Raw genomic sequence first — 26,539 nt, 5'->3', positions numbered from 1 at the left:
CTTACCTATTCTTTTAATTCGACATGACTCACAACATAGCGGAATTTACCTGATTTTTCCTTCTCTATGTGGTCAACATAATCGATGTGTATCGCAACATCGCTACCCAAACGTTTTTTAAAGGTCTGTTGTATCGCTTCTTCGCAAGCAGGGTCATAACCCTGATCTCTTGCAATTTGAATACGGGTTTCGTCAAGACTGGTTTGTATAATCTTGAATCCTCCGATACCCGGTAAATCCCGCAAAACATAGATTAAAGCCAAGCCATGTAAGACCGTGCCGTCTTTTGCGACGACAAAATCGGTAGTTCGTCCCTGAATGTCTTTAAGCAAAGGTAACCCACGCCCGCAGACGCACAGATCATTACTAAGTTTGGCTATATCGCCGGTGCGGTAACGAATAAACGGAAAATCCGCAGTTGCCAAATGCGTAATGACAATCTCCCCTTCTTCACCCACGGGCAATACCTGCCCCTGCTTATCGATTATTTCTACGATGATATCTTCAGCGGTTATGTGCATTCCTCCGGCCGGACATTGATGAGCAATAAATCCGGCATCCCTGCCACCATAACCATTGGCAACAGGACAGCCGAATGTTGTTTCAATCATCTCCCGTTGATGATCGTACAGCCGCTCTGATGTGACAAAGGCGACTTTAATGCCAAGATCGTTCAGTTTTTTATTATGCTTTTGCGCGTGACGGGCAATGTGCGCAAGCGCTGAAGGATAGCCAAACAGCATTTTTGGCTTTAGCGCTTGTATGTGCTGAACAAATTCATCGAGTTTGGCTTCCGACATTTCAAATGCAGGCAACAAATGGGTTCTGAGCAGTTTGTCCCGGATTAATTTGATGCGGTCCTGTTTGCCTAATTCGATGGGTGATCCCCAAACGACTATTTCCGGATCACCGATATCGACACCCCACCAGCGCGTCGCGCGCCATTTTGCCGCCACATCGTGACTGACTCTGTTTTTTCCTATATAGAAAACCAAAGGTTCACCGCTTGAACCTCCGGTATTAAAACGGCTGAGTCCGATAGCATCGAATGCCTTTAATTCGTCACTGTGCTGCCTGATAATTGACTTATCAGTTAGCGGTAAATGACTTAAGTCTTCAAGTGAATTTAAGTTATTCGGATCAAAGTTGAGCGTTTTGAATAAGTTCCGGTAATAAGGAACCCGTTGTTCAACTTCTTTTAAAAATGACTTGAGATTCTCCAACTGGCGCTTTTTTAAATCAGATGCGGCTAGCCATTGAGTTTTTTCCATGTCTTTGCGAACAGCAACTGTCGTGTGTTTTTTCAACCATTCGTGCACTGGAAAGACAACATGAGTCACCCAATTTGTATAACAATTCATTGTTTATCCTCAATCACACCTTGAAAAATAGTGACCAGCCGATCTACCCGCGTTTGCCAGGCATTTTGTTTTGCGTAATCGATGATTTTGTTTTTATTCCAGTTTTTGTTTAATGCCCTTGACAGCGCCTCTTGAAGTTCAGCCGGATTACCTAAGGATACTATCTCGCCCAGGCTTTCGTTATTGACCACTTCCTTATTACCGCCCACATCCGTTGTAACGACAGGAAGTCCGCAGGCCATGGCTTCAAGAAAAACATTGGCCCAACCTTCGTTAGCTGTCGCCAAAACAAACACATCGGCGGCCGAGAGTGGATACTTGAGCTCTTCTGAGGGTAAGGGTCCTAAAAATTTGACGTGGTCAGACACATTCAAGAATGCGGCTTGCTGTTCCAAAAAGGGGCGATTATTACCTTCTGGCGATGCGCCGCCGACGATGATATAGATCAAATCGGGAAATTCATTCAATAAGGCGGGCAAAACTTCTATCACCCGATGATAGCCTTTTCTGTCAACCAAACCACCGACTGAAATAATTACTTTAGCGTTTTCGGGCACAGCGAATCGCTCTCGCACTTTATGTCTGTCAACAGGGTGAAATTTAGCCGTGTCGACACCGTTTCCTATCACTTCAATTTTATCGTTTTGAGCACCCAGCAAGACAACATGGCGCTTAAGCGAATCCGCAACAGAAAATATTTTGGTTGCATCAGCTAGCGCTTTAAGCAATCTTTTTTTCCTACCGGGCATTTTTGATAAGGGAACTTCAGTGCCTCGCAAGGTGATGGTCACCGGTACCTTAAACCATTTTCCAAGCAAAGTTGCGGCATAGCCATCAGGATAAGCAAAATGGGCGTCAATGATATTAAACGCAAAGGATTTCTTCAGCTTATACAGAGTGAACAGTGAACCCAATGCCATAAAAAAACCATCCAGATTTTTGAAGAGTCCGGGCACGGAAAAGAAACGCGGGAAATAAACATCTACACCTTGCTGATTCTCATAGTGCGGTGGCTGAGGTCTAAAACCCGGTTTGAAGCGACGCAGCAGATGTTGAAAGGGAAACCAGGGAACGGGAGAAACCACCACAATCGGACAATGCTGACCGACTTTAAATAGCCGTTCTCGAATGAATACTCCGGCATTCGGCTGCATAGAACTTGGGAACAATGAACAATAAACGATCAGGCGCGGCTGCTGCGATTTCATGCGTTAACTCATTGACACAGCTTTGAATAAACGGCTTGATACCGGCCAACGCTAGCTGCCCAATTTCTTTCCTGTTCGACAAAACGCCGTCCATTGACTCGTATTCTGTCCCAGTCAGCTCGATCATCAATGAGCGTAGTCAATGTCTGGGTCAAGTTACCGGCATTTCCCGCTTCAAATAAATAACCTGTCTGACCCTTGTTAATGAGCTCCTTATGCCCGCCTACATCCGACGCGACAACCAACCTGCCCTGAGCCATTGCTTCCAGCGGTTTCAGCGGTGTGACCAATTCGGTCAAACGCATGGGCAAACGAGGGTAAACGAAAATATCAACCTGATTATAATAATCCTGAACCTTATCATGCGGCACGCGCCCAGTAAAAATCACATGATCATTAAGATTCAGATCTTTTGTTTTTTGTTTGATTACACTTTCCTGTGGCCCCCCGCCTACCAGTAATAATCGGACATTGGGGCTTTTTTCAAGTAGGGTGGGCATCGCTTCCAGCAATAAAGGAATACCTTCATATGCATAAAAAGAGCCGATAAAACCCAATACAATTTTATCGTTAAGTCCTAATTGGTCCCGTAAGTCTGGATCGGCTTTTATACCATAAGTGAATTTGTCGATGTCCACCGCATTGGGAATGACCGTGACTTTATCTTCGGTAATACCTCGGCCGATGATGTCTAGACGCAGACCCTCGCAGATGGTGGTCACCGCATTTGCCCGTTTGAAAACATAGGTTTCCAGGGCATGGGTCAATCGGTAACGCAGACTTCCTTCTGTTGTACTGCCATGATCAACTGCCGCATCTTCCCAGAACGCCCGGCATTCATAGACCAGCGGAATACCGAATTTCTTTGAAGCTTTTACTGCCGCCAAGCCATTTAAAGCCGGCGAATGCGCATGCAGAATATCAGGTTTGATTTCAGGAATAATTTGATCCAGCCGTTTAGCCAAGGCATCGACAACAGCCCATTGGTTAACAATAGGTAATTGAGCCTTTAATCCAGTAACTTCTTGAGAGCGATAAAATTTGAATCCGTCAGCCCATTCGACGGACTCTTTTACCCCTAACTGTTTTGGGGATGTCACATGAAAAGTCTCCCAACCCAAAAGCCGTTGCTGTTCCAAAATGGCTCTGGTCCGAAACGTATAGCCGCTATGCAACGGAATGGAATGATCAAGGATATGTAAAACTTTCATACTCAAGCTTAAAAAGTAAAATCAGCTTGAAATTATAGCTGGTTATGAGATTGAGCTAGGTTACTTTTTAGTGGGTATGAATGTATTCAATCTGATTTGTGTGTAACCCTTTTAAAATAGCTAAGTTTGCTTTAGTAATTGAAAGAATATCAACGCCGTCATTCCGGCAATTACATTACGGTTATCTTCCATCATGTTGAAATTTAGTCCCCCTCTTTGAAAAAGAGGGGTTAGGGGAGATTTTTTGAATCCGCGAAGGGGGAAGAAGCCTAACTTAACGGTATTGGCTTCTTTAAGAAGTGTTGCGCTTATTGTATGAATTCAAGAAACTTAAAGTGTTTTAGCGAGATTTTTTAAGTAAACAGCGAAATCCTCTTTCAGCTCTTTATGTAATAAACCGAGTTCGACTGTAGCGGTTAAAAATCCCAGTTTGGAACCACAATCATAACGTTTCCCTTCAAATTCAAAAGCAAGAACCCGTTCATCAGCAAGCAGCGAGGCAATGGCGTCCGTCAATTGAATCTCGCCACCGGCTCCCCTTTGGGTATTTTTTATTTTATCGAAAATAGCCGGCGTTAAGATATAACGACCTACCACAGCGAGATTGGAGGGTGCCACTTCGGGTTTGGGTTTTTCAACAATCAAGTCAACCCGACCGAAAGTTCCTGAATAATCTTCCGTTTTGACGATGCCGTAGCTGCCGGTCTCGGAGGGCGCCACTCGCTCTACACCCAGAATGCTGCAATGTTGTTGGTGATAAAGCTCTACCATCTGCCGCATACAGCCCCGATTTTTATCATAAATCAGATCGTCCGCCAGTATCACTGCGAAAGGCTCATCACCTACTATCGGCCGGGCACAATAAACCGCATGACCTAGGCCCAAGGCTTCAGATTGGCGGATAAAAACGCAGGAGATATGGGGTGGAACAATGTTTTGCAAAATTTTCAGGAGTTCCGTTTTATTCTTTGACTCCAGTTCTTTTTCAAGCTCGTAAGCTTTATCAAAGTGATCCATGATTGAATTTTTGGTTCGTCCAGTCACAAAAATCATGGTATCGATACCGGCCGCTACGGCCTCCTCGACGGCATATTGAATCAGCGGTTTATCAACCACCGGCAACATTTCTTTGGGGCTTGCTTTGGTTGCAGGCAAAAAACGGGTGCCTAATCCGGCAACAGGGAAAACTGCTTTAGTGACTATTTGTTTCATTGTTTTAAATATCCTCTTTTAAATTCGACCGTATTTATCTTCAAACCTGACAATATCATCTTCGCCGAGATAACTTCCTGATTGGACTTCCACCATTTCAAGAGGAATGACACCTGGATTTTCGAGGCTATGGACAGTACCTAAAGGAATATAGATTGATTCGTTTTCAGCAATCAGAAGCTGCTCATCGCCTTTGGTTACCAATGCGGTTCCTCTGACAACAATCCAATGCTCGGCGCGGTGATGATGTTTTTGTAAAGAAAGTTTAGCCCGTGGCTTAACCACTATTCGTTTGGTCTGGTGGCGTTCGCCTTTGTCCACGGTATCGTAATGCCCCCAAGGCCTGAAAACTTTTCGATGTGTATCGGCTTCCGGACGATTTTGGCTTTTTAACAGGTTAACCACGTCCTTGACATCCTGAACGCGGCTTTTTGTCGCCACCAAAACAGCATCATCGGTTTCGATGATGACCAAATCTTCAACACCAATCGCACTGACCAATTTATTTCTTGAATAAATATAGGAATTTTTTGTGTCGATAGTGACCACATCGCCGAATACCGCGTTGCCCGAGCCATCTTTTTGAGTCACATCCCACAAAGCAGACCAGGAACCCACATCATTCCATTCGGCATCCAGCGGAATAACCACCGCTTTATCGGTTTTTTCCATCACAGCATAATCAATGGAATCGGAGGGACAGGCCGAAAAAGCGTCTTTATCAAGTCGGGTAAAATCAAGATCGACTTGAGCGCCATTCAATGCGTTTTTGCAGGCTTGCAGCATTTCCGGGTTGAACTTTTGCAATTCATCCAAAAAAGTCTGGGCTTTAAAAGCAAACATGCCACTGTTCCAGAAAAATTCGCCGCTGCTGACATAGCTCTCTGCGGTTTTTTGATCGGGCTTTTCTACAAAAGCGGCCACCTGATAGGCTTCACCGATACGGGAAGATGAACGCTTGATGTAGCCGTACCCCGTTTCCGGCTCAGTGGGTACAATGCCAAAAGTGACCAGTTGTCCTGATTGAGCCAGTTGATTCGCTGCGATTGCCGCCTTGTGAAACGCAGCCACATTGGCAATCACATGATCAGCTGGAAGAACCAGCAACACGTCTTCAGGTTTGACCGACAATGCAGCCATGGCCACTGCGGGCGCTGTATTTTTGCCCATGGGTTCAAGAATAATAGCTTGCGGTTTGCCGCCAATTTCCCATAACTGCTCGGCCATCATAAAGCGATGATCTTCATTGCAGACAGCAATAGGTGCTTTAATCCCTTCAAGACCATTCAGTCTCAGCAAGGTTTCTTGCACCATCGTTTTGTCGGTGACCAACGGTAAAAACTGTTTGGGATACTGACCCCGCGATAGAGGCCATAAACGGGTGCCTGAACCGCCGGATAAAATGACAGGAATCATAGGTGTCCTTTAAATAAAAATGTGATTACGGATGACATCAGCAATTGAAAAATTGCTCTGAAATGGATCGGGATGCTTATGCCGCTAATTATAGTGATAGATGCTGAGAATTTTCTTAAGGATTTTTGGGTCAGCCCCAGAATGCAGTCAAATTTACAAAATTTCTTCGTTAAGTATAAGTTCCAAGCTAGACTTTACCAACTTTCTACAACTTTATAATGCTATGCAATACGATGTATTTAACGGCGATGCCGATGGTATTTGTGCACTGATACAGCTTCGATTGGCTGAACCTGTCAATTCAACCCTGATTACCGGGGTAAAAAGGGATATTTCATTACTTGAAACTGTTACTGCTGAACCAGGAGACCGTATCGTCGTTCTGGATATTTCACTTGAAAAAAACTGTGCCGCTTTAAATGCCGTGCTCAAACAGGGAGCAACCGTATTCTACGTTGATCATCATCGTCCCGGTGAGATACCTGTCCATAGCAACCTGACAACCCTGATCGACACCGATACCAATATCTGTACCAGCTTGTTGGTAGATCAGCATTTGCAGGGACGTTTCCGCTTATGGGCTATCACGGCCGCGTTTGGCGATAATCTTGATGCTGTGGCCTTAAAGCTGGCGGCTGATTCCCATTTATCCTCCGAACAAACCGATCAGTTAAAACAACTCGGCGTTTGCATCAATTACAATAGTTATGGCCATTCAATTGAAGATTTGCATTTGCCTCCCGCTCAACTTTATAAAGAAATGGTCAGTTATTTATCCCCGTTTGAATTTATTGCCAATAATCGCTTAATTCATCAGACTTTGATCAATGGCTTTGAAGATGACATGAATCAAGCTTTACAGCTCAAGCCTGAGTACAGCAACGAGATTATTGCCGTGTACGTCTTGCCTGATGAGACCTGGTCCAGGCGGATCAGTGGCGTATTTGCAAACGAACTGGCCAATGGAACGCCCAATAGGGCTCATGCTATTGTCAGCCTGAATGAAAAAGGAGGCTATTTAGTGAGTGTAAGAGCGCCAATAAACAATAAATCCGGTGCTGATGAAATTTGCGCTGCTTTTCCTAGCGGCGGCGGTCGTAAAGCGGCAGCCGGCATCAATCACTTGGAAAAGGCGAGTCTTCCAACATTTATTAAACAATTTGAATCTTATTACGCTAATTAAAAAACTAAACAGCGACCGCATTTTATGACTAAAAAAAGCTCAAACACCGTTTGGCATAATGCCACTGTAACCCGTAATGACAGGGAACGACTCCATCGCCACAAAAGCGTGATTCTTTGGTTTACCGGATTATCAGGCTCCGGTAAGTCAACGCTTGCGCACGCCGTAGAGGATTACCTTCATCGTTCGGAATGCTCTACCTTTGTGCTGGATGGCGACAATGTCCGTCATGGCTTATGCAGTGACCTGGGTTTTAACGATGAAGACCGGATTGAGAACATCAGAAGAATTGGTGAACTGGCCAAGTTAATGGTCGAAGCGGGGGTTATTACGCTGACTGCCTTCATATCGCCCTTCAGATCTGATCGAAGTGCGGCCAGAAAGCTGGTTCCTCATGGTGATTTTATTGAAATTTACTGCCAATGCCCATTACAGACCTGCGAGGAACGCGACGTAAAAGGCTTATATAAAAAAGCACGTGAGGGTAAGATTCCTTTCTTCACCGGCATTGGCTCTCCTTACGAAGAGCCGGATAGGCCCGAACTGATTGTGAATACCCATCAGCAATCATTGGATGAATGCGTGCAATCCGTGATCAATCTATTGCTGAGCCGAGGCCTGATTTCGCAAAATTTATTGGCCAAATAAAATAAGGTGTTGGTTGGGATGAACTGGTAGGCAGTATTGTTGGAGTGAGCCATGCCCGTGACCTCAGGAGGTTCAAGCGCGGGCATGGCCCGCTCCTACGACAAGTTCACGTTTGTATCCGGCAAAGTACAAGGCTAGGCGTAACCAGCAGGATTGTTACTTTGCCAATTCCAGGTATCCCTCATCATATCGTCCAGATTCTTCTCTGTTTCCCAGCTCAATTCATCAGCAGAAAGTGAAGGATCGGCATAGCATTCTGCAATATCGCCTTCCCGACGATCAACAAAGCGGTATTTGATTTCCAGTCCGGTTACGCGGGAAAATGCATTTACCATATCCAGCACGCTGTAGCCTTTTCCGGTCCCCAAATTATAGGCTTTGCAAGTACGGGAGTCGTCATGGCAAGAAAACAAGGCCTCAAGGGCTTTAAGATGGCCTTTCGCCAAATCAACCACATGGATATAGTCTCTTACCCCGGTACCGTCTTTAGTAGGATAGTCATTACCAAAAATCGACAACTGACTAAGTTTGCCAACGGCAACCTGGGCAATGTAAGGCATCAAATTATTTGGAATTCCATTAGGGTCTTCACCTATCAAACCGCTGTGATGAGCCCCCACCGGATTAAAGTAACGCAGAATTGCAATATTCCATGGCTTTTTCTTGGCACCGAATAGATCGGCTTTCGATAAATCCCGCAATATTTCCTCAATATGCAGTTTTGTTTTGCCATAAGGATTGGTGGCGGATAAAGGAAAGTTTTCCATGATCGGCACGGCATGAGGGTCGCCATATACGGTCGCCGAAGAACTGAAAACCAGATCTTTCACGTTGAATTGTTCCATCACCTGCAGTAAAACCAGCGTGCCATGCACATTATTATCGTAATACGCTAACGGCTGCTGACAGGATTCTCCCACCGCTTTAAGTCCGGCAAAATGAATGACCGCATCAAAATGATGCTGGTTAAAAACTGAAGTTAGCGCGTCTTTGTCTCTTATATCCGCTTGATAAAATGCGACGGTTTTTTCAGTAATTCGCTCGACACGCTTTAGCGCTTCAATTTTACTGTTGGAAAGGTTATCAACCACCACAATATTGAAACCGGCATTTAATAACTCTACACAAGTGTGGCTGCCGATATACCCCGCACCGCCTGTTACCAAAATCGTTTTATTCGTCAAAACAAAATCACCTGAACTGAGTTTAAAAGTTTTTTTTACTGGTCTATCGAATGTTATCTGGCGCCTTTGCCCCATAGGACAATCTCTATCGTATGCAAAATGATGCTCATATCAAGAAACATGCTGTAGTTTTTTACATAATAAAGGTCATATTCCAATTTTCTTACTGTATCTTCTTCGCTGGCACCGTAGGGATAACAAATCTGCGCCCACCCGGTAATGCCCGGCTTAACCCGATGACGTTCGGCATAGTAATCAATGCGCTCAATAAATCCGTCTACAAACTCGGGGCGTTCGGGTCTGGGTCCGACAAAACTCATGTCACCCTTCAATACATTAAAAATTTGCGGCAATTCGTCAATTCTTACTTTTCTGATGACAGCGCCTACCCGTGTAATTCTGTTGTCGCGCAGTTTCGCCCATTGCGCGCCATTCTTTTCGGCATTGACGACCATACTTCTGAATTTAATGACTTTAAAATGCTTGTTATTCTCGCCTACCCTGACCTGTTTATAAAAAAATGGCGCATGGATGCCATCTTCCAGCATGATAGCGATGACGGTCATCAGCATAACAGGCCAGGAAACGGCCAGTAAAATAATACTGGTGACGATATCAAACACTCTTTTGGTGAGTGATCGAAAACCGCTGACCGCAAATCCGTCTGAGAATAAAAACCAGCTCGGGTAAACATTATTTAACGAGACAAGTCCTTGCTCGCGTTCATAAAAGGTGACCAAATCGATGATATCCAAACCGGACATTTTGCAATCCAGTAAAGTGCTGATCGGCATACTGCGTCGTCTATCATCAATGGCCAGGACAATTTCGTCAATGTTCAACTGCTGACAGGTCTCGCACAGCGAGGTGTCAGAATTGATCAACAATGATTTATCGACCAACACCTGCTCGTCCGGAAGAGCCAGAAAGCCGGTGATATTGAAGGTTTTATGAATATAACTGTCATTTAAAGTCACCAATTCAACCGCTTTTTTTCCGCTACCAACGACTAAAACCTGTTTTTTAATGCGCTCAATTTTGGCGTAACGGTAAAAAAAATAGCGGATGATCATCATGCCCAAAAAGGCAATAATTACCGCCGCACCCAGGACACTTCTGGCAATCAGAAATTCAGGAAAAATATAATAAATGGAAACGACGGCCGCGATCGCCAGACCAAAACTGAAGCTGACCCGGGCCAATAAATCGTAATCGTGGGTTCCCAGATTACGCCGGTATAAACCAAGAGAGACATTACACAAGGTCACGACAACGACAAAAACCAGACTAGCAGCGATGATATCCGACTCTGAATACCAACTGGCCTCGTACAGAAACCGGAGCTGACTGCCAAGATACATGGAAAAATAGAACACAATTGCTTCTAAAATAAGCAACCACAAGAACGCACTTGAGATGTAATGGCGGAAAATCCTTATCATTGGGAATTTTTCGAATAAGTTAAAAATAAAAACTGTTTATGAGCAAGAACCGGCTTCTTGGAGCTGAATGGCGCTGAAATTTAACATTGCTAACCAAAAAGTCTCTGTTGCAGAATCAAGGTTAACTATTGCTTATGCATGATGAAAAGCATAGCTCAAGAGCGGCATTCAATCGACATTATCTAATAATTTTTTCAGGTAAGTGACTGGCATGGCATAGGTTATGCCGCTGGGTTTTGTGATCGCCGACTCCTTACCTTCCTGTACAAATACCTTATTAATGATTCCAATGACAGTGCCTGTTTGCCGATCATAAAGCGGACTGCCACTGTTGCCCGGATACGCCGTGGCATCCAGTTGAAAGACGTCGTAAGGTTCTCGCAAGCGTTTCAGCATATCCGAGCTTAATAACTTTCCGCTTAACTGGGGAATGACTGTTGGCGAAATGGCCGAAATAATACCCTGATGTGTAACAGGATAAAGGCCTAAAACCATGCCGATTGGAAATCCGGTAAATGCAATGTCTTGACCTTCTTTAACCTGGTCGGCATTGCCCAGTATCATCGGCGTTAAACGCGCATTGCCTGCCAGTTTTAAAACCGCAATGTCATGAACTGGATCCACTTTTAATTCCGTGGCATAAGCCATCTCCTCTTTACCGTTTCTTCGAACGAATATCGCTAAAGCTTCTTTGTGGCTTAAATCTTTTTCTTTGGAAATAACATGGGCATTGGTAGCAATCAACGTGCCGTCACCAATAGCAAAACCAGTGCCTAAAAAAAGGCCGCGAGGTGTGCGTGTTTTCTGGAATGAGCCCACGACAACAATGCTCGGTTTAATTCTGGCAATTGTCGCTGACAGTACTTCATCAGCTTGCGTTTGATGAAATTGCAGCCATAAAAATAAAGCCGCGATAATTCTTATAATTTGTAAGCGCATGAAACTCCTGCAGAATAAAACAATGTCACTTGGCCTAAGGTCATAATAAACGTGACTACTCGCCCGTTTGGAATAGAGGGTGTAGGTGATTGATTGAAAAGGCTTCTGCAAGAGGGATGTTGCAGAGAGCTGTAGGGACGTATTTATGTGTCCTTTGAAATCAAGCACCTACACCCAATAAAATCGGAGGGGGTGAGCAGATAACGAATAAACTTTGATTCATAAAGTTATAAACAGAAGCCTATTAGAAAAGATCAGCTTGCTGATATGATGCTAACGATAAATACACCACAGTATCCATCGTTTACTAGCTGAATGAGCTTAATCAATTTTCATCCTGCCGTTTCAGAATGGTTTACAAGCCATTTTTCAGCGCCTTCCGACGTTCAATCGCTGGCTTGGCCGGCTATACAAGCCGGTCATGCTACGCTGATTGCAGCCCCTACCGGCTCAGGTAAAACACTGGCCGCATTTTTAGCGGCAATCAACCAGCTTATTGTTCAGGGAATATCGTCATCTTTACCTGATGAAACGGTGATACTTTATATCTCACCTTTAAAAGCCCTGTCCAACGATATTCATAAAAATCTGGAATGGCCACTGGACGGCATTCAGTTTGCGCTGTTGGAAAATGGTCTCCCGGATGTCCCCATTCGTGTGCAAACACGCACCGGCGACACCTCAACGTCAGAGCGCAATGCCATGAAACGATGCGCGCCGCATATCCTGGTTACCACACCTGAATCGCTTTATGTTTTGCTCACGTCAGATTCCGGCCGTATCATGCTTGGCACCGTCAAAACCGTCATTGTCGATGAAATTCACGCGCTGGCAGGTAACAAACGGGGGGCTCATCTGGCTTTATCATTGGAGCGTCTGGACCAGTTAACCGCAGCGCCAGTGGTTCGAATCGGTCTGTCAGCCACACAAAAACCCATTGAACACATGGCAAGGTTCTTGACGGGAAATCGCAATACGGCTTGCCAAATCATTGATACTGGCCATAAGCGTTTGCGCGACCTTCAGATTGAAGTTCCCGGCTCGCCTCTGGAATCGATCATGGCCAGTGAAGTATGGCAGGAAATTTATACTCGCCTGGTTGATTTGATCGAACAACACCGGACCACCTTGATTTTTGTCAATACCCGCAGACTGGCTGAACGCCTGGCTGCTGCTCTTGCGGAACGTTTAGGCGAAGAGCATGTAACCGCTCACCATGGCAGCCTTGCCAAAGAACATCGGCTCAACGCCGAACAACGTTTGAAACAGGGCAGCCTCAAAGCGCTGGTAGCAACGGCATCACTGGAATTGGGCATTGATATTGGCGATGTCGATCTGGTCTGTCAAATCGGCTCACCGCGCAGCATTGCCGCGTTATTACAGCGGGTCGGCCGGTCCGGTCACCGCTTGGGTGCTACGCCTAAGGGCAGGCTGTTTCCTTTATCACGCGACGATTTGGTCGAATGCACGGCGATGCTTATCGCTATTAGCCATGACGAACTGGACAAAATCAAGCTGCCTGAACATCCTTTGGATGTTTTGGCTCAGCAAATTGTGGCCGAAGTTGCCTGCCGTGAATGGCAGGAAAAAGCACTTTATGACGCCTTTGCCCAAGCCTGGCCTTATCATGCTCTGGATTATGAAACCTTTGCAAAGGTGGTCAAAATGCTCAGCGAAGGCTATAGCACGCGAAGAGGCCGACGAGGCGCTTATTTGCACCGCGATGTCGTTCACGGCGTATTGAGAGCCAGAAAAGGTGCGCGTCTAACTGCCATCGTAAACGGCGGCGCGATACCGGATCAATTCGATTATGACGTGATAATGCAACCGGAGGGTTTATTCGTAGGCACGTTAAACGAAGACTTTGCATTCGAAAGTATACCCGGTGATATTTTTCAACTGGGAAATAACTCGTATCGGCTTTTAAAAGTCGAACAAGGTCGGGTTTATGTTGAAGATGCGCACGGTTTGCCGCCCAATATTCCATTTTGGTTTGGCGAAGCGCCCGGGCGCACTGATGAACTCTCCAAGGCAGTATCGAATCTGCGTGACACCATGGATCATAAGCTCGATCAAGGCATTCAGCCTGCGCTTCAGTATTTGACTGACTCGATCAGCCTCAATGCTGCCGCTGCTGACCAATTGGTTCAGTATTTAGCCTCAGCAAAAGCAGCGCTCTCGATTATTCCTACCCAACAAACCATCGTGTTCGAACGTTTTTTTGATGAAACCGGCGATATGCATTTCGTCATTCACTCACCTTACGGTTCCCGTATCAACCGAGCCTGGGGACTGGCTTTGCGTAAACGCTTTTGCCGGACGTTCAACTTTGAACTGCAGGCCGCCGCAGGAGAAGATGCTATTGTTCTGTCTTTGGGACCTACCCATAGTTTTCCACTGGAGGAACCCGCTCATTACCTGAAATCGGCGACGGTCAAAGCGATTTTGATCCAGGCATTGCTTGCAGCGCCCATGTTTCCGACTCGCTGGCGGTGGGTTGCCAATACGGCCTTGGCGGTGCCTCGAAACCGTGCCGGAAAAAAGGTGCCCGCCTATTTTCAGCGTAACGATGCTGAAGACCTGATCGCCGTCATTTTTCCGGATCAACTCGCCTGCCAGGAAAATATTGCGGGGGACCGGGCTATACCTGATCACCCCTTAGTCAATCAGACGCTCTATGACTGTTTGCATGAACTGATGGATATCGATGGCTTGATTCGCTTGTTGTCCGGAATCGAACAAAAAACCATACAGATACTTGCCAAAGATTTAACCTCCCCTTCCCCGTTGGCCCTGGAAATATTGAATGCGCGTCCTTATGCCTTTTTGGATGATGCACCGGCGGAAGAGCGGCGAACGCTGGCGGTTCAGCAACGCCGGTTTATAGACCCTCAAAGCGCGGGCGATTTAGGTCGGCTAAGTCCGGAGGCCATTGCCCGTGTAAAAATGGAAGCCTGGCCACAGGTAAATTCACCTGATGAACTTCATGATGCGTTGGTGGTGCTGGCCTATATCACAGAAAACGAGGGCCTGAACGGTCACGAATCAATTAATCAGACGGATCAAGCATGGCCCGCATTTTTTAAAAGCCTTCAGCAAACACAGCGTGCTACCTTACTCACCCTGGATTCAGGAGTAAGACTGTGGGTCGCGGCTGAACGCTTGCAAAACCTGATGCAGGCATTTCCCAATGCACATCTTGAACCTGTCATATCAGCTGTCGCTGGTGAATGCGATACACCGGAAAATAGCCTGGTCGACATCATACGCAGCCGGATGGAAGGCTTAGGCCCTGTAACCGCAAGCGCGCTGGCAGCATCTTTGGGCATAGAAAAAATGCCGGTTCAAGCGGCTCTTGAAGCGCTGCAGGTTGAAGGTTTTGCCATACAAGGTCAGTTTAGTCATGTTGAGTCAGGCGTTGTTGAATGGTGTGATCGGGGCTTATTGGCAAGAATTCACCGCTACACGCTTAAACAATTGCGCAGCGAAATAGAGCCGGTTCCTGCAGCTGACTTCATGCGCTTTTTATTTCATTGGCATCGATTTGATGATAAAGGCGAAGGTGCCGGGGCTTTGCAGGAATCTTTGTTGCAATTAGAAGGATTGGGGCTTCCTGCTGTCAGTTGGGAGGCCGATATATTGCCCTCGCGTATTCGCAGTTATCAGAAATCCGATCTTGATCAGTTATGCAGCATGGGCAAGATCATTTGGTTACGTTTGCAGCCGCCTCAAAACCAGAATCACCGGAAAAATCCGGCCGGCAAAAGCACGTCCATCAGTTTTATCGCACGACCCCATCTTGACCACTGGCGTGCTTATGCGCCGCTATCAACACCCGAACCGGAAACACTCTCCAGTCCGGCACAAAAAATCATCACGGCTCTCAGACAATGGGGCGCCAGTTTTTTTGAGGACTTGTCTTTAGAAACAGGCTTATTGAAAGTGCAAGTTGAAGAAGGATTGGCAGAACTGGCCGCATGGGGACTTATCACAGCCGACAGTTTTCAAGGATTACGTACCCTTATTACGCCACAAAAAATCCTGCATCGGCGCAGCAAGCGTTACCCGTCATACGATCCTTTTACAGCTGCCGGACGCTGGTCTCTCATCAGGCCAGGCTCGACCAAGGACAATGAGCGCTATGAACACTGTGAACATGTCGCTAAAATCCTACTCAAGCGCTATGGCGTGGTGTTCAGAAAAGTACTGGAAATGGAATCTATCATGCCATCATGGCGGGAATTACTCTATGTATTTCGAAGAATGGAAGCCCGCGGTGAATTACGCGGAGGACGTTTTGTGCAGGGTTTTTCCGGTGAGCAGTTCGCCTTGCCGCAAGCCCTTGAAGGGTTAAGAGCCGCCCGAAGAAATGCAAAGCAGGATGATCTTGTGGTAATCAATGCCGCCGACCCGCTCAATTTGACCGGAGTGATTACCCCCGGCCAGCGCATCCCGGCTTTAGCCAATCATAAAATTTTATACCGGAACGGCGTACCGGTTGCAACCGGAGCTCAAAGTAAAATCAGCTTTCTTAAAGCCGTCGAACCCGAAGAGGAATGGCGCTTAAAAAATGTCTTGCTCAAAAAAGCTTAAGAATGAAGATCGCCAGATGACGTCGGTAAAACAAATAATAATCGCTTGGTCAAAAACGGATTATTCAGGGTTTAACTGCCTGAGCTGATAAACCAATACTAACCAAGCTCCTGATACCCCTAACAAGGTGGATATTCCAAAAAGCGCCATTACCTCAATGAACCCCAAATAGAGGACGTTAAATAGGCCATCGTAGAGCTTGGACAGTTCATCTACCGGTGTCTGTAATACCATCATCATCATCGTCACAATCAGCCAGGCTGTTATACCGGATAATAAGCCCAGCCAAAATCCGGTATAAAGAAATGGACGGCTGATAAAGCGGTCTGTAGCGCCGACCAATTTGGCGATGATGACTTCTTCGCGGCGATTATGTAATTCAAGACGAATGGTATTGCCGGTAATAAACAAGACCCCTATACCGAATATCGTACTCAATAGCGTAACGCCTCGCTCAGCCAACGCCAACATGGACTGCAATCGTTTGACCCACTCTAAATCCAGCTGAACCTGATCCACCTCGGGCAACTGCGAAAGGGTATGGCGCAGCTGTTCCAATTGTTGCTGCGTCATTGATTCAGACGAAGGCATTACTTGTATGACGGCCGGTAAAGGATTTTTGTCCAGTGCATCAATGGCTGCCCCAAAGCCGCTGTATTCACGAAATTCCGTTAATGCTTGCGATCTGGATATCAACTTCGTGTCTTTAATGTTGCCATAGCTGCGAAGAGTCTCTGCTAACTTTGCACCCGCTTGATCACTGACCTGTTCTTTCAAAAACACGGACATATGATTACTGTCTTCAAAACTGTCGGTTAATTGCTGAATATTGGCCACGAATAAATAGAACCCGGCCGACAAAGCAATGGCAATGGACATGACCGCGATGGTCATGATGGATGAGAACGGCGCTCTAACCAAGCGTCCCAGGCTGGAAAAAAAAGCATGGGCATGAATATCCAGATAGGCATGTAATTTATCGCCCAAATTGGAGACAAAACCTTTTTTTCGAACCGGTACTTTGGCTTTTCGGTAATACTCTTTTCTCATGACTCAGCTCGCCACCAAGCGGCCATGATCCAGCTTTAATACGCGATGACCCATTTTTTTAACCAGTGGAATATCATGAGTGGCTATCAAAATAGTCACTCCTACTTGCTGAAAATCCTCGAATAATTTCATGATTTCTGCAGAAAGCTCAGGATCTAGGTTACCCGTTGGTTCGTCGGCCAGTATCAACGGCGGTTTGTTAACAACCGCACGCGCGATACCGACCCGTTGCTGCTCGCCGCCTGACAAGGTGAGCGGATATTTTTTCTCTTTACCCAATAAACCGACTTTATCCAGAGACGCGCGGACCCGACGGCTGATTTCCTGATGACCATGCCCGGCTATGACTAAGGGCAAAGCCACATTATCAAAAACAGTTCTGTCATTGAGCAATTTGAAATCCTGAAAAATCAGACCTAATTTCCTTCTTATATAAGGAATGTGCCTGTTTTTGGCTTTGTTCAAATTTTGCCCGTCCAGCAACACATTACCCCGGTTACATCGCTCCATCAGTGCAATCAATTTCAGCAGTGTGCTTTTTCCAGCACCTGAGTGGCCTGTGAGGAAAGCAAATTCGCCGGGCTTTAAATGAAAAGTTACATCTGTCAAGACATCACCCGCTTCAGGGTAACGCTTGCAAACATGGTCAAATTTCAACATGGTCAGTTATCATTCAGAAATAAGGCATCGACAAATTTTTCCGCATCGAAATCCTGCAAATCATCAATACCTTCACCAATGCCAATATAACGGATCGGGATAGCATGTTGTTTGGCCAGCGCGAAGATGATTCCGCCTTTCGCAGTCCCATCGAGTTTTGTCAAAGCAATGCCGGATAATTTTACCGTCTCATTGAATTGCCGGGCTTGTGACAAAGCATTTTGTCCTGTGCCTGCATCCAAAACCAGCAGCACTTCATGAGGGGCGTCCTCATCAAGTTTAGTCATAATTCGTTTTACTTTTTTTAATTCATCCATCAAATTGGACTTGGTATGCAAGCGGCCTGCAGTATCGGCAATCAATACGTCAACGCCTTTAGCCTGTGCCGATTGTAAACCGTCATAAATGACTGACGCAGAATCGGCTCCGGTATGTTGCGCGACGACATGAATTTTATTACGTTCGCCCCAGGTTTGAAGCTGTTCAACTGCCGCCGCCCTAAAAGTATCTCCTGCGGCCAACATGACACTGTGACCTTGAGCTTGAAGCCGTTTTGCCATCTTGCCGATAGTCGTTGTTTTGCCGGCACCGTTTACCCCCACCACCAATATCACAAAGGGCTTTTCTTGCTTTGGGATGACCAGGGGTTCACAACAGGGTTTCAGAATCGTCAATAATTCATGCTTAAGCACATCAGTTATGGTGCTGCCTTGCTTGATCTGTTCCTTAACAGCCGGGCTGTTAAGTTTATTGATGATAAAGGTAGTGACATCCATGCCCATATCAGCCATCAAAAGATTAGCCTCAATCTCTTCCAGAACCTCATCATCAATCGTTTTCTGGCCTATCGGTATCGCGTTCAACAAAGAACCCAAACCCGTCCGGGTTCTTTGCAATTGAGATTTAAGCCTTGAATAAAGGGATTCCGGCTCAGGCTCTGTGTAGGTGGCTTCGGAAGGCTCAACTCTGGCTAGCTGCGCTTTAACTAACTTCGGTTGAGTAAGCTCAATTTCACCTTTAAGCTCATAACGGCTGTATAAACGGATGGCAATCAGCGGCAACATTAACAGAAACGCCAGATTGCTATGCATTGAAACCGCCCATAAAGGCAGGTTTGCAATCACCATAAAGGCTGCGGTCATCATTTGCAGCAACAGAAGCACAGCCAGACTCAGGCTTGCGATTCGGACTTGTTTAGCATTATTTGAAGTGCTTGCCGCCCCGACAACGCTGCTCAAGACAATGAAGCTAATCAGTGCAGTAATCCGATGTAACCAGTGAATCGCAACTTGAGCCTCATTTCCGGCAGGCATTCCGCCAAGTACTTGTACTAGTACTTTGTAATCCGCTTCGGGCCACCATTGTCCATTGCAATGAGGGAAACCGGAGCAAGCCATCCCGGAGCCGGTACCGGTTACCCAGATGCCGGACATGATGAGCAATAGCAACAACAGGATGCCGAAGGTACTCAAAAAATGGGCACTGGAAAATCCGGAAACTTCTGATTTTTTTAGCTCGGGATGTGTTTTTAAAAACAGCCAAAACAGCATCCAGACGGTTAAAAAACCGAGCACTAAATGAGCACTGCCAATTACCGGCATTACCTTAAGACCCAAGTTAATCAAGCCGGTAAACGTTTGCAATGCCACCAGCACCAGAATGCCGGTTGCTCCTAATACTGCCGATAGCTTATGGCGGGACTGAAACCATGCGCTTAGAAATAAAATAACGGCGAAAACAGACAAAAGGCCGGAAAGATAGAAATGCCCTTTTTCTTTCCAGATTTTAATAATATCAAGCCCTTGAGCCGGCTCATTGACCGGTAATTGTTCCTGTAAGTCAAGATCATCCGGATTCACCAGCTGGCTGTGACAACCGGGCCCTTCCGGGCAGCCTAAACCGGCATCGGACAGCCGTTCATAAGTGCCGAATATAACGAGCAGCAAAGCGATGAAAAAACACAGAAATGTAATTTTTCTAAACATTGTCTATCCAATTTGTGAAATGCTGAGAAGTTTCCTAAGGTCGCTCTTGACCTTGTAGGGATCAAACCCGGGTTGATAGTGCATCATCAGATTTCCAAGTGGATCCATCAATATAAACATGCCATGAGGTACTTTGCCCTGTTTTAACGCTTCTATTTTTTTTTGCAGCGCCTGATTCGGTTTCACTTTCAATAAGCGGCTATCTTCTGACCACCAGGCGCCCTGTGTATCAACGGTAACGCCTTCAAAGACCATGACCGCTCTTCGGATTCTGGTTAAATCCTTGCCCATCATCAGCAATAATTGTTTTGACTTGAAGATCGATTCTTTACAATCAACATTGCAATCGGATGCCGGAATCAGATTGATCATGACCCAGCGACCTTTAAGTTCACCCAGGTTTTCACTAGAAAACTGGTCAAATCCGGTCAAATCAGTTCTTTCAGTCGTGATGGGTGGAATGATCAATTCACCGTAATTTGTTCTACCCGCCACCGTTTCAGGATGCTCGGCTAGATACCAGGCAATGATAAAAGGGATGACCGACATACCAAAAATAGCGAGGATCAGTCGTTGATTTCTCTTTTGTTGATTATTCATTAGATTTTTTTATGCTGTACCAAACAAATAAAATTGTGAGTGTTAATGCCAATCCAAACCATTGAATGGCATAAGCAATATGTTTTTCCGGTGTTATTTCAACAGAAATGTGCCACGACCGCTCATAGCCATCGGGGGATTCCGGATGCAATTCGATCTGAAAATCTGCTAAAGGCCGATTAATTATTTTTGCCAAAACCTGCGAGTCAATCAACTGCACCACCGATGGCCATGTGTCCGTAGGAATTTCCGCGCCTTTCAGCTTGACTCCCAAACCGGGAAAATGGTTAATTCTGCCGGAAATTGTGATTTGATTTTCATGCACGGCGATACCAGGCAACTGATTTCTATCCAGATTTGCAGGAATCCATCCTCTATTTACTAAAATGGCAATCGTTGATCCGGTCAGATAAAAAGGGGTCATGACAAAATAACCTACCTTACCACGACGAACCTGGTTATCCAGTAAAAACTGATGTTGATCATCGTAACGTCCGGAAACTTCAACTGATTGAAAACGCAATGACTTGGCTGTCTCAATCAAATCCGCTGTTAACGGGATTTTTGGCAAATCGGCACTTCGGTTTAATTCAGAAATATAAACGGCTTTTTCTTTTGACCGCGTTAATTGCCAATTACCCAGCGATAGCAATAATACTAAAAAGCAAAGATAAGCCACTAATGGAACCGATTTAATGTAAAAGCCTTTTACACGAATCTTTCTGTTCATTGTTTTTTTAATGCTCTATTGGCAAGACGGATTGAATCACTGAGAATATCCTGGTTTTTGACGTTTACACACATAATTTATGATTATCAAAATCCTTATCGGAATCGCATTTATAGGCATCATCTTTAGCTTAGGCTCAGCTCTCTTTCATTTGGTAAAACGTACCGAGGAAAATTCCACAAAAACAGTTAAAGCGTTGACGGTAAGAATTACTTTATCAGTCTTATTGTTTATTTTTATCTTTATTGCTGTGGCTACAGGGCTTATTAAGCCCCATGGTATTGGCGCAAGACTCCACACTAAAACAGGCCAGGAAGAAATTAAGCGGTAAGAACGAGATCTGAGCGATTGTTCTTTAGATTGTTCGCGCTGTATTTTCAACCCGCTGAAAAGTCAAGCCGCTACAAAAAAAAAGCGCTGCGTAAAGCAGCGCTTTAATTGCTGTGTTGCTATTAATTTAAAGCAAATAGACAAACACAAATAAGCCTAACCAAACCACGTCAACAAAATGCCAATACCAAGCGGCTGCTTCGAAAGCAAAATGGTTTTCCGGCTTGAAATGGCCTCTCCAGCTGCGAAACAGAACTACTGACAGGATAATGGCACCCACGCATACGTGAAAACCATGAAAACCGGTCAACATGAAGAAAGTAGAACCGTAAATACCCGAACCGAGTGTCAAGCCCATTTCAGTGTAGGCTTCATGGTATTCAATAGCCTGAAATGCCACGAACATAAAGCCAAGTGCTACCGTTGCAATCAATCCTTTAATCAGCTGGTCACGTTTTTGAGCTAAAAGGCCATGGTGAGCCCATGTGCATGTGACACCGCTGGTCAGCAGGATTAACGTGTTCAATAAGGGCAAACCCCATGCTCCCATAGGTTCAAATTCACCACCGATTTCACCGGGACCGTTTGTTGGCCACTGCGCCGTAAAATTTTCCCACAACAGGTGCGAAGAACGGCCGGGGCCGTCGCCCAATCCACCTAACCAGGGTACTGACAAATTTCTGGTGTACCACAAAGTGCCGAAGAAAACGGCGAAAAACATAATTTCTGAAAAAATAAACCACATCATGCCCATGCGGTAAGAAATACCGACCTGAGTGCTGTACATGCCGGACTCGCTTTCCGTTGCCTGCAAGCTAAACCAACCGGCCAACATAACAATAAAAGTCATGAACCCCATGACCATCATGGTCGAACCGATGGATGATCCATTCAAGAAATTGGCAAAACCTGCCAAAGTTAACATAAGTCCGCCCGTGCCTATGATAGGCCACGTAGCTTTATGCGGTATGTAATAAGCAGTTGTGGACATAGCCTTCCCCTGTTGTTAGTTTTTTACTGATTTATCAGTATTATCAAAAAAAGTGTAAGAAAGTGTAATAGTTTTGTACTGCTCAGGCAGATTCGGCTCAACTACGAATCGAACCGGCATTGTCTTGCTCTCACCGGGTTCAAAAACCTGTTCCGTAAAACAAAAACATTCAGTTTTTTTAAAATATTCCGACGCCAATCCGGGTGAAACACTGGGAATGGCCTGTGCCACCATTTTTTTGTCAGTCAGATTTTCGGCATAGAAATTAACCGTATAAAACTGGCCTGGATGAACGACAATCTTGTTGTTTTCAGCACGAAAAGTCATAGGCGCCGATTTATTGACCGAGGTCACAAATTCAACTTTGATTTCTCTGGTTTTGTCGACTTGATACTGCGTTTCCAGAACGGCGTCAGTGTTGGTCTTGCCGTTCAAGCCGGTGATGTCGCAAAACACATCATAAATGGGGACCAGTGCATACCCAAAACCAAACATGGCAATGGCAATCAACACCAGCTTTGTAACCAGTTTACGGTTTTTTGAATCTACGCCATCACTCATTCTGCAATTGCTCTCATCACAGCAAACACATAGACAGCAAGAACGAAAGCTGTCAAAACTAATGCCGTTAAAATGTTTTTGCTCTTGGTCGTCATGGTTTTCCTGATTATTCATGCATTTATTACGTTTAATGCAGTGTTTAGTTAAAAAACACTAAATGGGCTACGGATATTTCGTCTTATGCGTAGCCCTGGGAAACGCCGTTTGATTCAGCGCTTCCGCTAATTACCTGCATTAAGGATTTTTAAAAATGCTCAGTAGGAACTATTTCAGGTGGTGTAGTAAACGTATGGTAAGGCGGAGGAGAAGGCAATGTCCACTCAAGGCCATGCTTGCTTGCGTCTTCCCATACCTCGTCTGTTACAACTTCACCGGTTCCGCCTTTGATGGTTTTAACAACAATCCAAAGGAACAGTAATTGGCTGAAGCCGAAAATGAACGCGCCAATACTCGACACCATATTCCAATCAGCAAATTGCACGGCATAATCCGGAATACGTCTTGGCATACCAGCCAGTCCCAGAAAATGCTGAGGAAAGAACAGGATATTGACAGAGATGGCGGATAACCAAAAATGCAGTTTACCGATTTTTTCGTCATACATATGGCCGGTCCATTTGGGCAGCCAAAAATAACCGGCAGCCATCAAAATGAATATGGAAGCGGGGACTAATGTGTAATGAAAATGAGCAACGATAAAGTAAGTGTCATGGTACTGGAAGTCAGACGGCGCAACCGACATCATCAAGCCGGTAAATCCACCCATCGTAAATAACACCACGAATGCAATCGAAAACAACATCGGTGTTTCAAAGGTCATGGACCCTTTCCACATCGTGGCTGTCCAGTTGAACACTTTTACACCGGTAGGAATCGCAATCAACATGGTGGCATACATGAAGTACAACTCACCGGCTATCGGCATACCCACAGTAAACATATGGTGAGCCCATACGATAAACGACAGGAAAGCAATGGCTGCAGTCGCATAGACCATCGAGCTATAACCGAACAAAGGTTTACGTGCAAACACAGGAATAATTGTGGATGCAACACCAAAAGTAGGCAAAATCATGACATATACTTCAGGATGACCGAAAAACCAGAAAATATGCTGATACAGAACGGGATCACCGCCGCCCGCTGCGTCAAAAAAGCTGGTTCCGAAAAACCGGTCAGTCAACAGCATGGTTACCGCACCGGCAAAAACCGGCATGATCGCAATCAACAGAAAAGCGGTAATCAGCCAGGTCCATACGAAAAGCGGCATTTTCATCAATGTCATCGCAGGAGCACGCATGTTAAAAATGGTTGCGATAATGTTAATCGCGCCCATGATCGATGAAATACCCAGCAAATGCACCGAGAAGATGGCAAAGGGTAATGCCGCACCGGTTTGTAAAACCAAAGGTGGATACAAAGTCCATCCCGATGCGGGTGCGCCACCTTCCATGAATAAGGTGCTGGCCAGCATTAAAACACCGGCAACCAGCAACCAGAAACTCATGTTATTCATTCTTGGCAACGCCATATCAGGAGCGCCAATCATCATGGGAATCATCCAGTTAGCCAAGCCCACAAAAGCAGGCATTACCGCACCGAAAACCATGACCAGCGCATGCATGGTCGTCATGGAATTGAAAAACTGAGGTTGCACAAACTGCAAACCCGGTTCAAACAATTCGGCACGAATAACCAATGCCATTGCACCACCCACAAAAAACATTGCCAGTGCAAACAACAGATAAAGTGTTCCGATATCTTTATGGTTGGTGGTTATTAACCATCTTAAAAGGCCTTTACTGGGGCCGTGATCATGATCATGCTCATGATGATCATCATGTTCAGTGACTACCGCTGACATTGTGTTACCTCTATTTTTGTAAAAAAGATTTGAATTCAAACAAAGCAAACAGCTTGTTCAAAACACTAGGTGTTTCCTTCGTCTTTATCATCCTCGTCTTTATCATCATTTTGCGCAGGCGCAGATGATTTCAATGATTTAATGGCTGAGGGTTGGACTGAATCTCCTACTGCATTACCAAGAGCATTTCGGGTATAGGTTATGACGGCTGCGAAGTCCACTTCGCTCAACATTTGACCAAACGCAGGCATCATTCCCTTACCTTTGTAAACCAGATCAATCTGACTGTTGATGTCACCATTGACCAGTTTGCTTCCGGACAAAGCAGGAAATGCCCCGGCCATACCTGCTCCGTCGGCCATATGGCAGGAAGCACAGTTATTTTGATAAACAGACTCGCCCTTGGCGATAAGTTCGTCTTTTGACCATTCTTTTTCAGCCGCAGCATTGGTCTCAGCAACCAAACCTTTTTGCTCTGCCACCCAGTTATCGTAATCAACTTGTTCCATTGCAATCACTACGATAGGCATAAAGCCATGGTCTTTTCCGCACAATTCCGTACATTGCCCGCGGTACGTGCCTGGTTTTTCGACATATGTCCATGCCTCATTGATGAAACCGGGAATCGTATCTTTTTTCCAACCTAAATCGGGCACCCACCAGGAGTGCAAAACATCGGCGGCTGTAAAAAGAAAACGGATTTTCTTCTTGACCGGAATTACCAAAGGATTGTCCACATTAAGCAGATAATGAGGAACTGATCTCGGATCTATGCCGGAACCTAATTGCCTGGCTCTATTACTGGCTTCGTCCAGACTACTGAAAAAATGCACGCCCGTATCAAGATATTCATATTCCCATTTCCATTGCCAGCCTGTCACTTTGATTGACATATCGGCATCTTGCACATCGTTCAGTTCCATCATGGTCTTGGTGGCGGGTATTGCCATGCCAACAAGTATCAGCGTAGGAATAATCGTCCACAAGATTTCTATCTTTGTGCTTTCATGGAATTGGGATGCGACATGTCCTCTCGATTTACGATGATAGTAAATCGAATAAAACATGGCCCCAAACACGGCAATTCCGATAAATACGCAAATCCACAGAATCAGCATGTGCAAATCATACACATCATGACTGATCTGAGTTACCCCTTGCTTCAAATTAAGGTCGTATGCCGCCTGCGCAGATTCTAGGCTCATTGCCATTAGAATCACACATGCGATCAGTTGCTTTGCTTTCTTCACGGAGCAGCCTCCAGGTAGGTAGTTAGAAACTCTTGTATGCATTTTATTGATTGAATTTTTGATTGAGCACGTCCATCTGCCCCTTTTTAAATGGTTAAATAACTTAAGAATTTTAACCCAT

Annotated in this window: 21 protein-coding genes; 4 read left to right on the top strand and 17 right to left on the bottom strand. The window is 45.4% G+C overall.

Annotated elements, in window-relative coordinates:
* Positions 1-5 precede the first annotated feature (5 nt).
* The 5 genes from Q7V32_RS16705 to Q7V32_RS16685 all read right to left on the bottom strand — a co-directional run bounded on the left by Q7V32_RS16705 (position 6) and on the right by Q7V32_RS16685 (position 6,408).
* Positions 6-1,361 carry a phenylacetate--CoA ligase family protein gene (locus Q7V32_RS16705; RefSeq protein ID WP_304898117.1) on the bottom strand — a complete coding sequence of 452 codons (1,356 nt, stop codon included), beginning with the start codon at positions 1,359-1,361 and terminating at the stop codon, positions 6-8.
* Positions 1,358-2,569: a glycosyltransferase gene (locus tag Q7V32_RS16700; protein WP_304898116.1), complete on the bottom strand. Its 1,212-nt coding sequence runs from the start codon at positions 2,567-2,569 to the stop codon at positions 1,358-1,360. Before Q7V32_RS16700 ends, Q7V32_RS16705 begins: the two co-directional genes overlap by 4 nt.
* Positions 2,570-2,577: 8 nt before the next feature.
* Positions 2,578-3,780 (bottom strand): TIGR04063 family PEP-CTERM/XrtA system glycosyltransferase, encoded by a 1,203-nt coding sequence (locus Q7V32_RS16695; protein WP_304898115.1) that lies wholly within the window; start codon positions 3,778-3,780, stop codon positions 2,578-2,580.
* 330 nt (positions 3,781-4,110) lie between these two features.
* The gene (gene galU, locus Q7V32_RS16690) at positions 4,111-4,992 is read right to left on the bottom strand and encodes a UTP--glucose-1-phosphate uridylyltransferase GalU (RefSeq protein ID WP_304898114.1); all 882 of its coding nucleotides are present in this window, start codon (positions 4,990-4,992) and stop codon (positions 4,111-4,113) included.
* A gap of 18 nt (positions 4,993-5,010) precedes the next feature.
* Positions 5,011-6,408 (bottom strand): mannose-1-phosphate guanylyltransferase/mannose-6-phosphate isomerase, encoded by a 1,398-nt coding sequence (locus Q7V32_RS16685; protein ID WP_304898113.1) that lies wholly within the window; start codon positions 6,406-6,408, stop codon positions 5,011-5,013.
* A 223-nt stretch (positions 6,409-6,631) separates the two neighbouring features.
* On the opposite strand from Q7V32_RS16685, the gene Q7V32_RS16680 reads away from it, so the two are divergent.
* Both Q7V32_RS16680 and cysC read left to right on the top strand, forming a co-directional pair.
* Positions 6,632-7,591 carry a DHH family phosphoesterase gene (locus tag Q7V32_RS16680; protein WP_304898112.1) on the top strand — a complete coding sequence of 320 codons (960 nt, stop codon included), beginning with the start codon at positions 6,632-6,634 and terminating at the stop codon, positions 7,589-7,591.
* Between the two features lie 24 nt (positions 7,592-7,615).
* Positions 7,616-8,239, top strand: coding sequence for an adenylyl-sulfate kinase (gene cysC, locus Q7V32_RS16675; protein WP_304898111.1), 624 nt, complete (start codon positions 7,616-7,618; stop codon positions 8,237-8,239).
* Positions 8,240-8,373: 134 nt separating this feature from the next.
* Here the strand turns inward: cysC and galE are convergent, their stop codons facing one another.
* The 3 genes from galE to Q7V32_RS16660 form a co-directional block, all read right to left on the bottom strand.
* The gene (galE, locus tag Q7V32_RS16670; protein ID WP_304898110.1) at positions 8,374-9,423 is read right to left on the bottom strand and encodes a UDP-glucose 4-epimerase GalE; all 1,050 of its coding nucleotides are present in this window, start codon (positions 9,421-9,423) and stop codon (positions 8,374-8,376) included.
* Between the two features lie 53 nt (positions 9,424-9,476).
* The gene (locus tag Q7V32_RS16665; RefSeq protein ID WP_304898109.1) at positions 9,477-10,799 is read right to left on the bottom strand and encodes a TIGR03013 family XrtA/PEP-CTERM system glycosyltransferase; all 1,323 of its coding nucleotides are present in this window, start codon (positions 10,797-10,799) and stop codon (positions 9,477-9,479) included.
* 234 nt (positions 10,800-11,033) lie between these two features.
* Complete coding sequence (locus tag Q7V32_RS16660) at positions 11,034-11,804, bottom strand: serine protease (protein ID WP_304898108.1); 771 nt, start codon at positions 11,802-11,804, stop codon at positions 11,034-11,036.
* A 315-nt stretch (positions 11,805-12,119) separates the two neighbouring features.
* Here Q7V32_RS16660 and Q7V32_RS16655 point away from each other — a divergent pair, with 315 nt between their 5' ends.
* On the top strand, positions 12,120-16,397 hold the full coding sequence (locus Q7V32_RS16655; protein WP_304898107.1) for a DEAD/DEAH box helicase: 4,278 nt from the start codon (positions 12,120-12,122) through the stop codon (positions 16,395-16,397).
* A 60-nt stretch (positions 16,398-16,457) separates the two neighbouring features.
* Here Q7V32_RS16655 and ftsX read toward each other — a convergent pair whose 3' ends face one another.
* From ftsX to Q7V32_RS16630, 5 genes are read right to left on the bottom strand one after another with little or no spacing between them, the layout of a single operon-like run.
* Positions 16,458-17,447 (bottom strand): permease-like cell division protein FtsX, encoded by a 990-nt coding sequence (ftsX, locus tag Q7V32_RS16650; RefSeq protein ID WP_304898106.1) that lies wholly within the window; start codon positions 17,445-17,447, stop codon positions 16,458-16,460.
* A gap of 3 nt (positions 17,448-17,450) precedes the next feature.
* Positions 17,451-18,107 (bottom strand): cell division ATP-binding protein FtsE, encoded by a 657-nt coding sequence (ftsE, locus tag Q7V32_RS16645; protein ID WP_304898105.1) that lies wholly within the window; start codon positions 18,105-18,107, stop codon positions 17,451-17,453.
* Positions 18,108-18,109: 2 nt separating this feature from the next.
* Entirely contained in the window at positions 18,110-20,092 is a 1,983-nt protein-coding gene (gene ftsY, locus Q7V32_RS16640; protein ID WP_304898104.1) for a signal recognition particle-docking protein FtsY, read from the bottom strand.
* Positions 20,093-20,095: 3 nt separating this feature from the next.
* Positions 20,096-20,692 (bottom strand): hypothetical protein, encoded by a 597-nt coding sequence (locus tag Q7V32_RS16635; RefSeq protein WP_304898103.1) that lies wholly within the window; start codon positions 20,690-20,692, stop codon positions 20,096-20,098.
* Positions 20,685-21,422 carry an SURF1 family protein gene (locus tag Q7V32_RS16630; RefSeq protein ID WP_304898102.1) on the bottom strand — a complete coding sequence of 246 codons (738 nt, stop codon included), beginning with the start codon at positions 21,420-21,422 and terminating at the stop codon, positions 20,685-20,687. The genes Q7V32_RS16635 and Q7V32_RS16630 overlap by 8 nt, the downstream gene beginning before the upstream one ends.
* A 79-nt stretch (positions 21,423-21,501) precedes the next feature.
* Here Q7V32_RS16630 and Q7V32_RS16625 point away from each other — a divergent pair, with 79 nt between their 5' ends.
* Positions 21,502-21,753, top strand: a complete 252-nt coding sequence (locus Q7V32_RS16625) for a twin transmembrane helix small protein (protein WP_304898101.1) — start codon at positions 21,502-21,504, stop codon at positions 21,751-21,753.
* 126 nt (positions 21,754-21,879) lie between these two features.
* On the opposite strand, the gene Q7V32_RS16620 is transcribed toward Q7V32_RS16625, so the two are convergent.
* The 4 genes from Q7V32_RS16620 to coxB form a co-directional block, all read right to left on the bottom strand.
* A complete protein-coding gene (locus Q7V32_RS16620; RefSeq protein ID WP_304898100.1) occupies positions 21,880-22,743 on the bottom strand; it encodes a cytochrome c oxidase subunit 3 in 864 nt (287 codons plus the stop codon).
* 15 nt (positions 22,744-22,758) lie between these two features.
* Positions 22,759-23,304 (bottom strand): cytochrome c oxidase assembly protein, encoded by a 546-nt coding sequence (locus Q7V32_RS16615; RefSeq protein ID WP_304898099.1) that lies wholly within the window; start codon positions 23,302-23,304, stop codon positions 22,759-22,761.
* Positions 23,305-23,548: 244 nt separating this feature from the next.
* Positions 23,549-25,168, bottom strand: a complete 1,620-nt coding sequence (gene ctaD / locus Q7V32_RS16610) for a cytochrome c oxidase subunit I (RefSeq protein ID WP_304898098.1) — start codon at positions 25,166-25,168, stop codon at positions 23,549-23,551.
* A gap of 65 nt (positions 25,169-25,233) precedes the next feature.
* On the bottom strand, positions 25,234-26,379 hold the full coding sequence (gene coxB, locus Q7V32_RS16605; RefSeq protein WP_304898097.1) for a cytochrome c oxidase subunit II: 1,146 nt from the start codon (positions 26,377-26,379) through the stop codon (positions 25,234-25,236).
* Positions 26,380-26,539 lie beyond the last annotated feature (160 nt).

It is taken from the genome of Methylicorpusculum sp. (genome assembly GCF_030651835.1).
Classification (GTDB): Bacteria; Pseudomonadota; Gammaproteobacteria; order Methylococcales; family Methylomonadaceae; genus Methylicorpusculum.
This window is presented reverse-complemented; position numbering and strand designations above follow the sequence as displayed.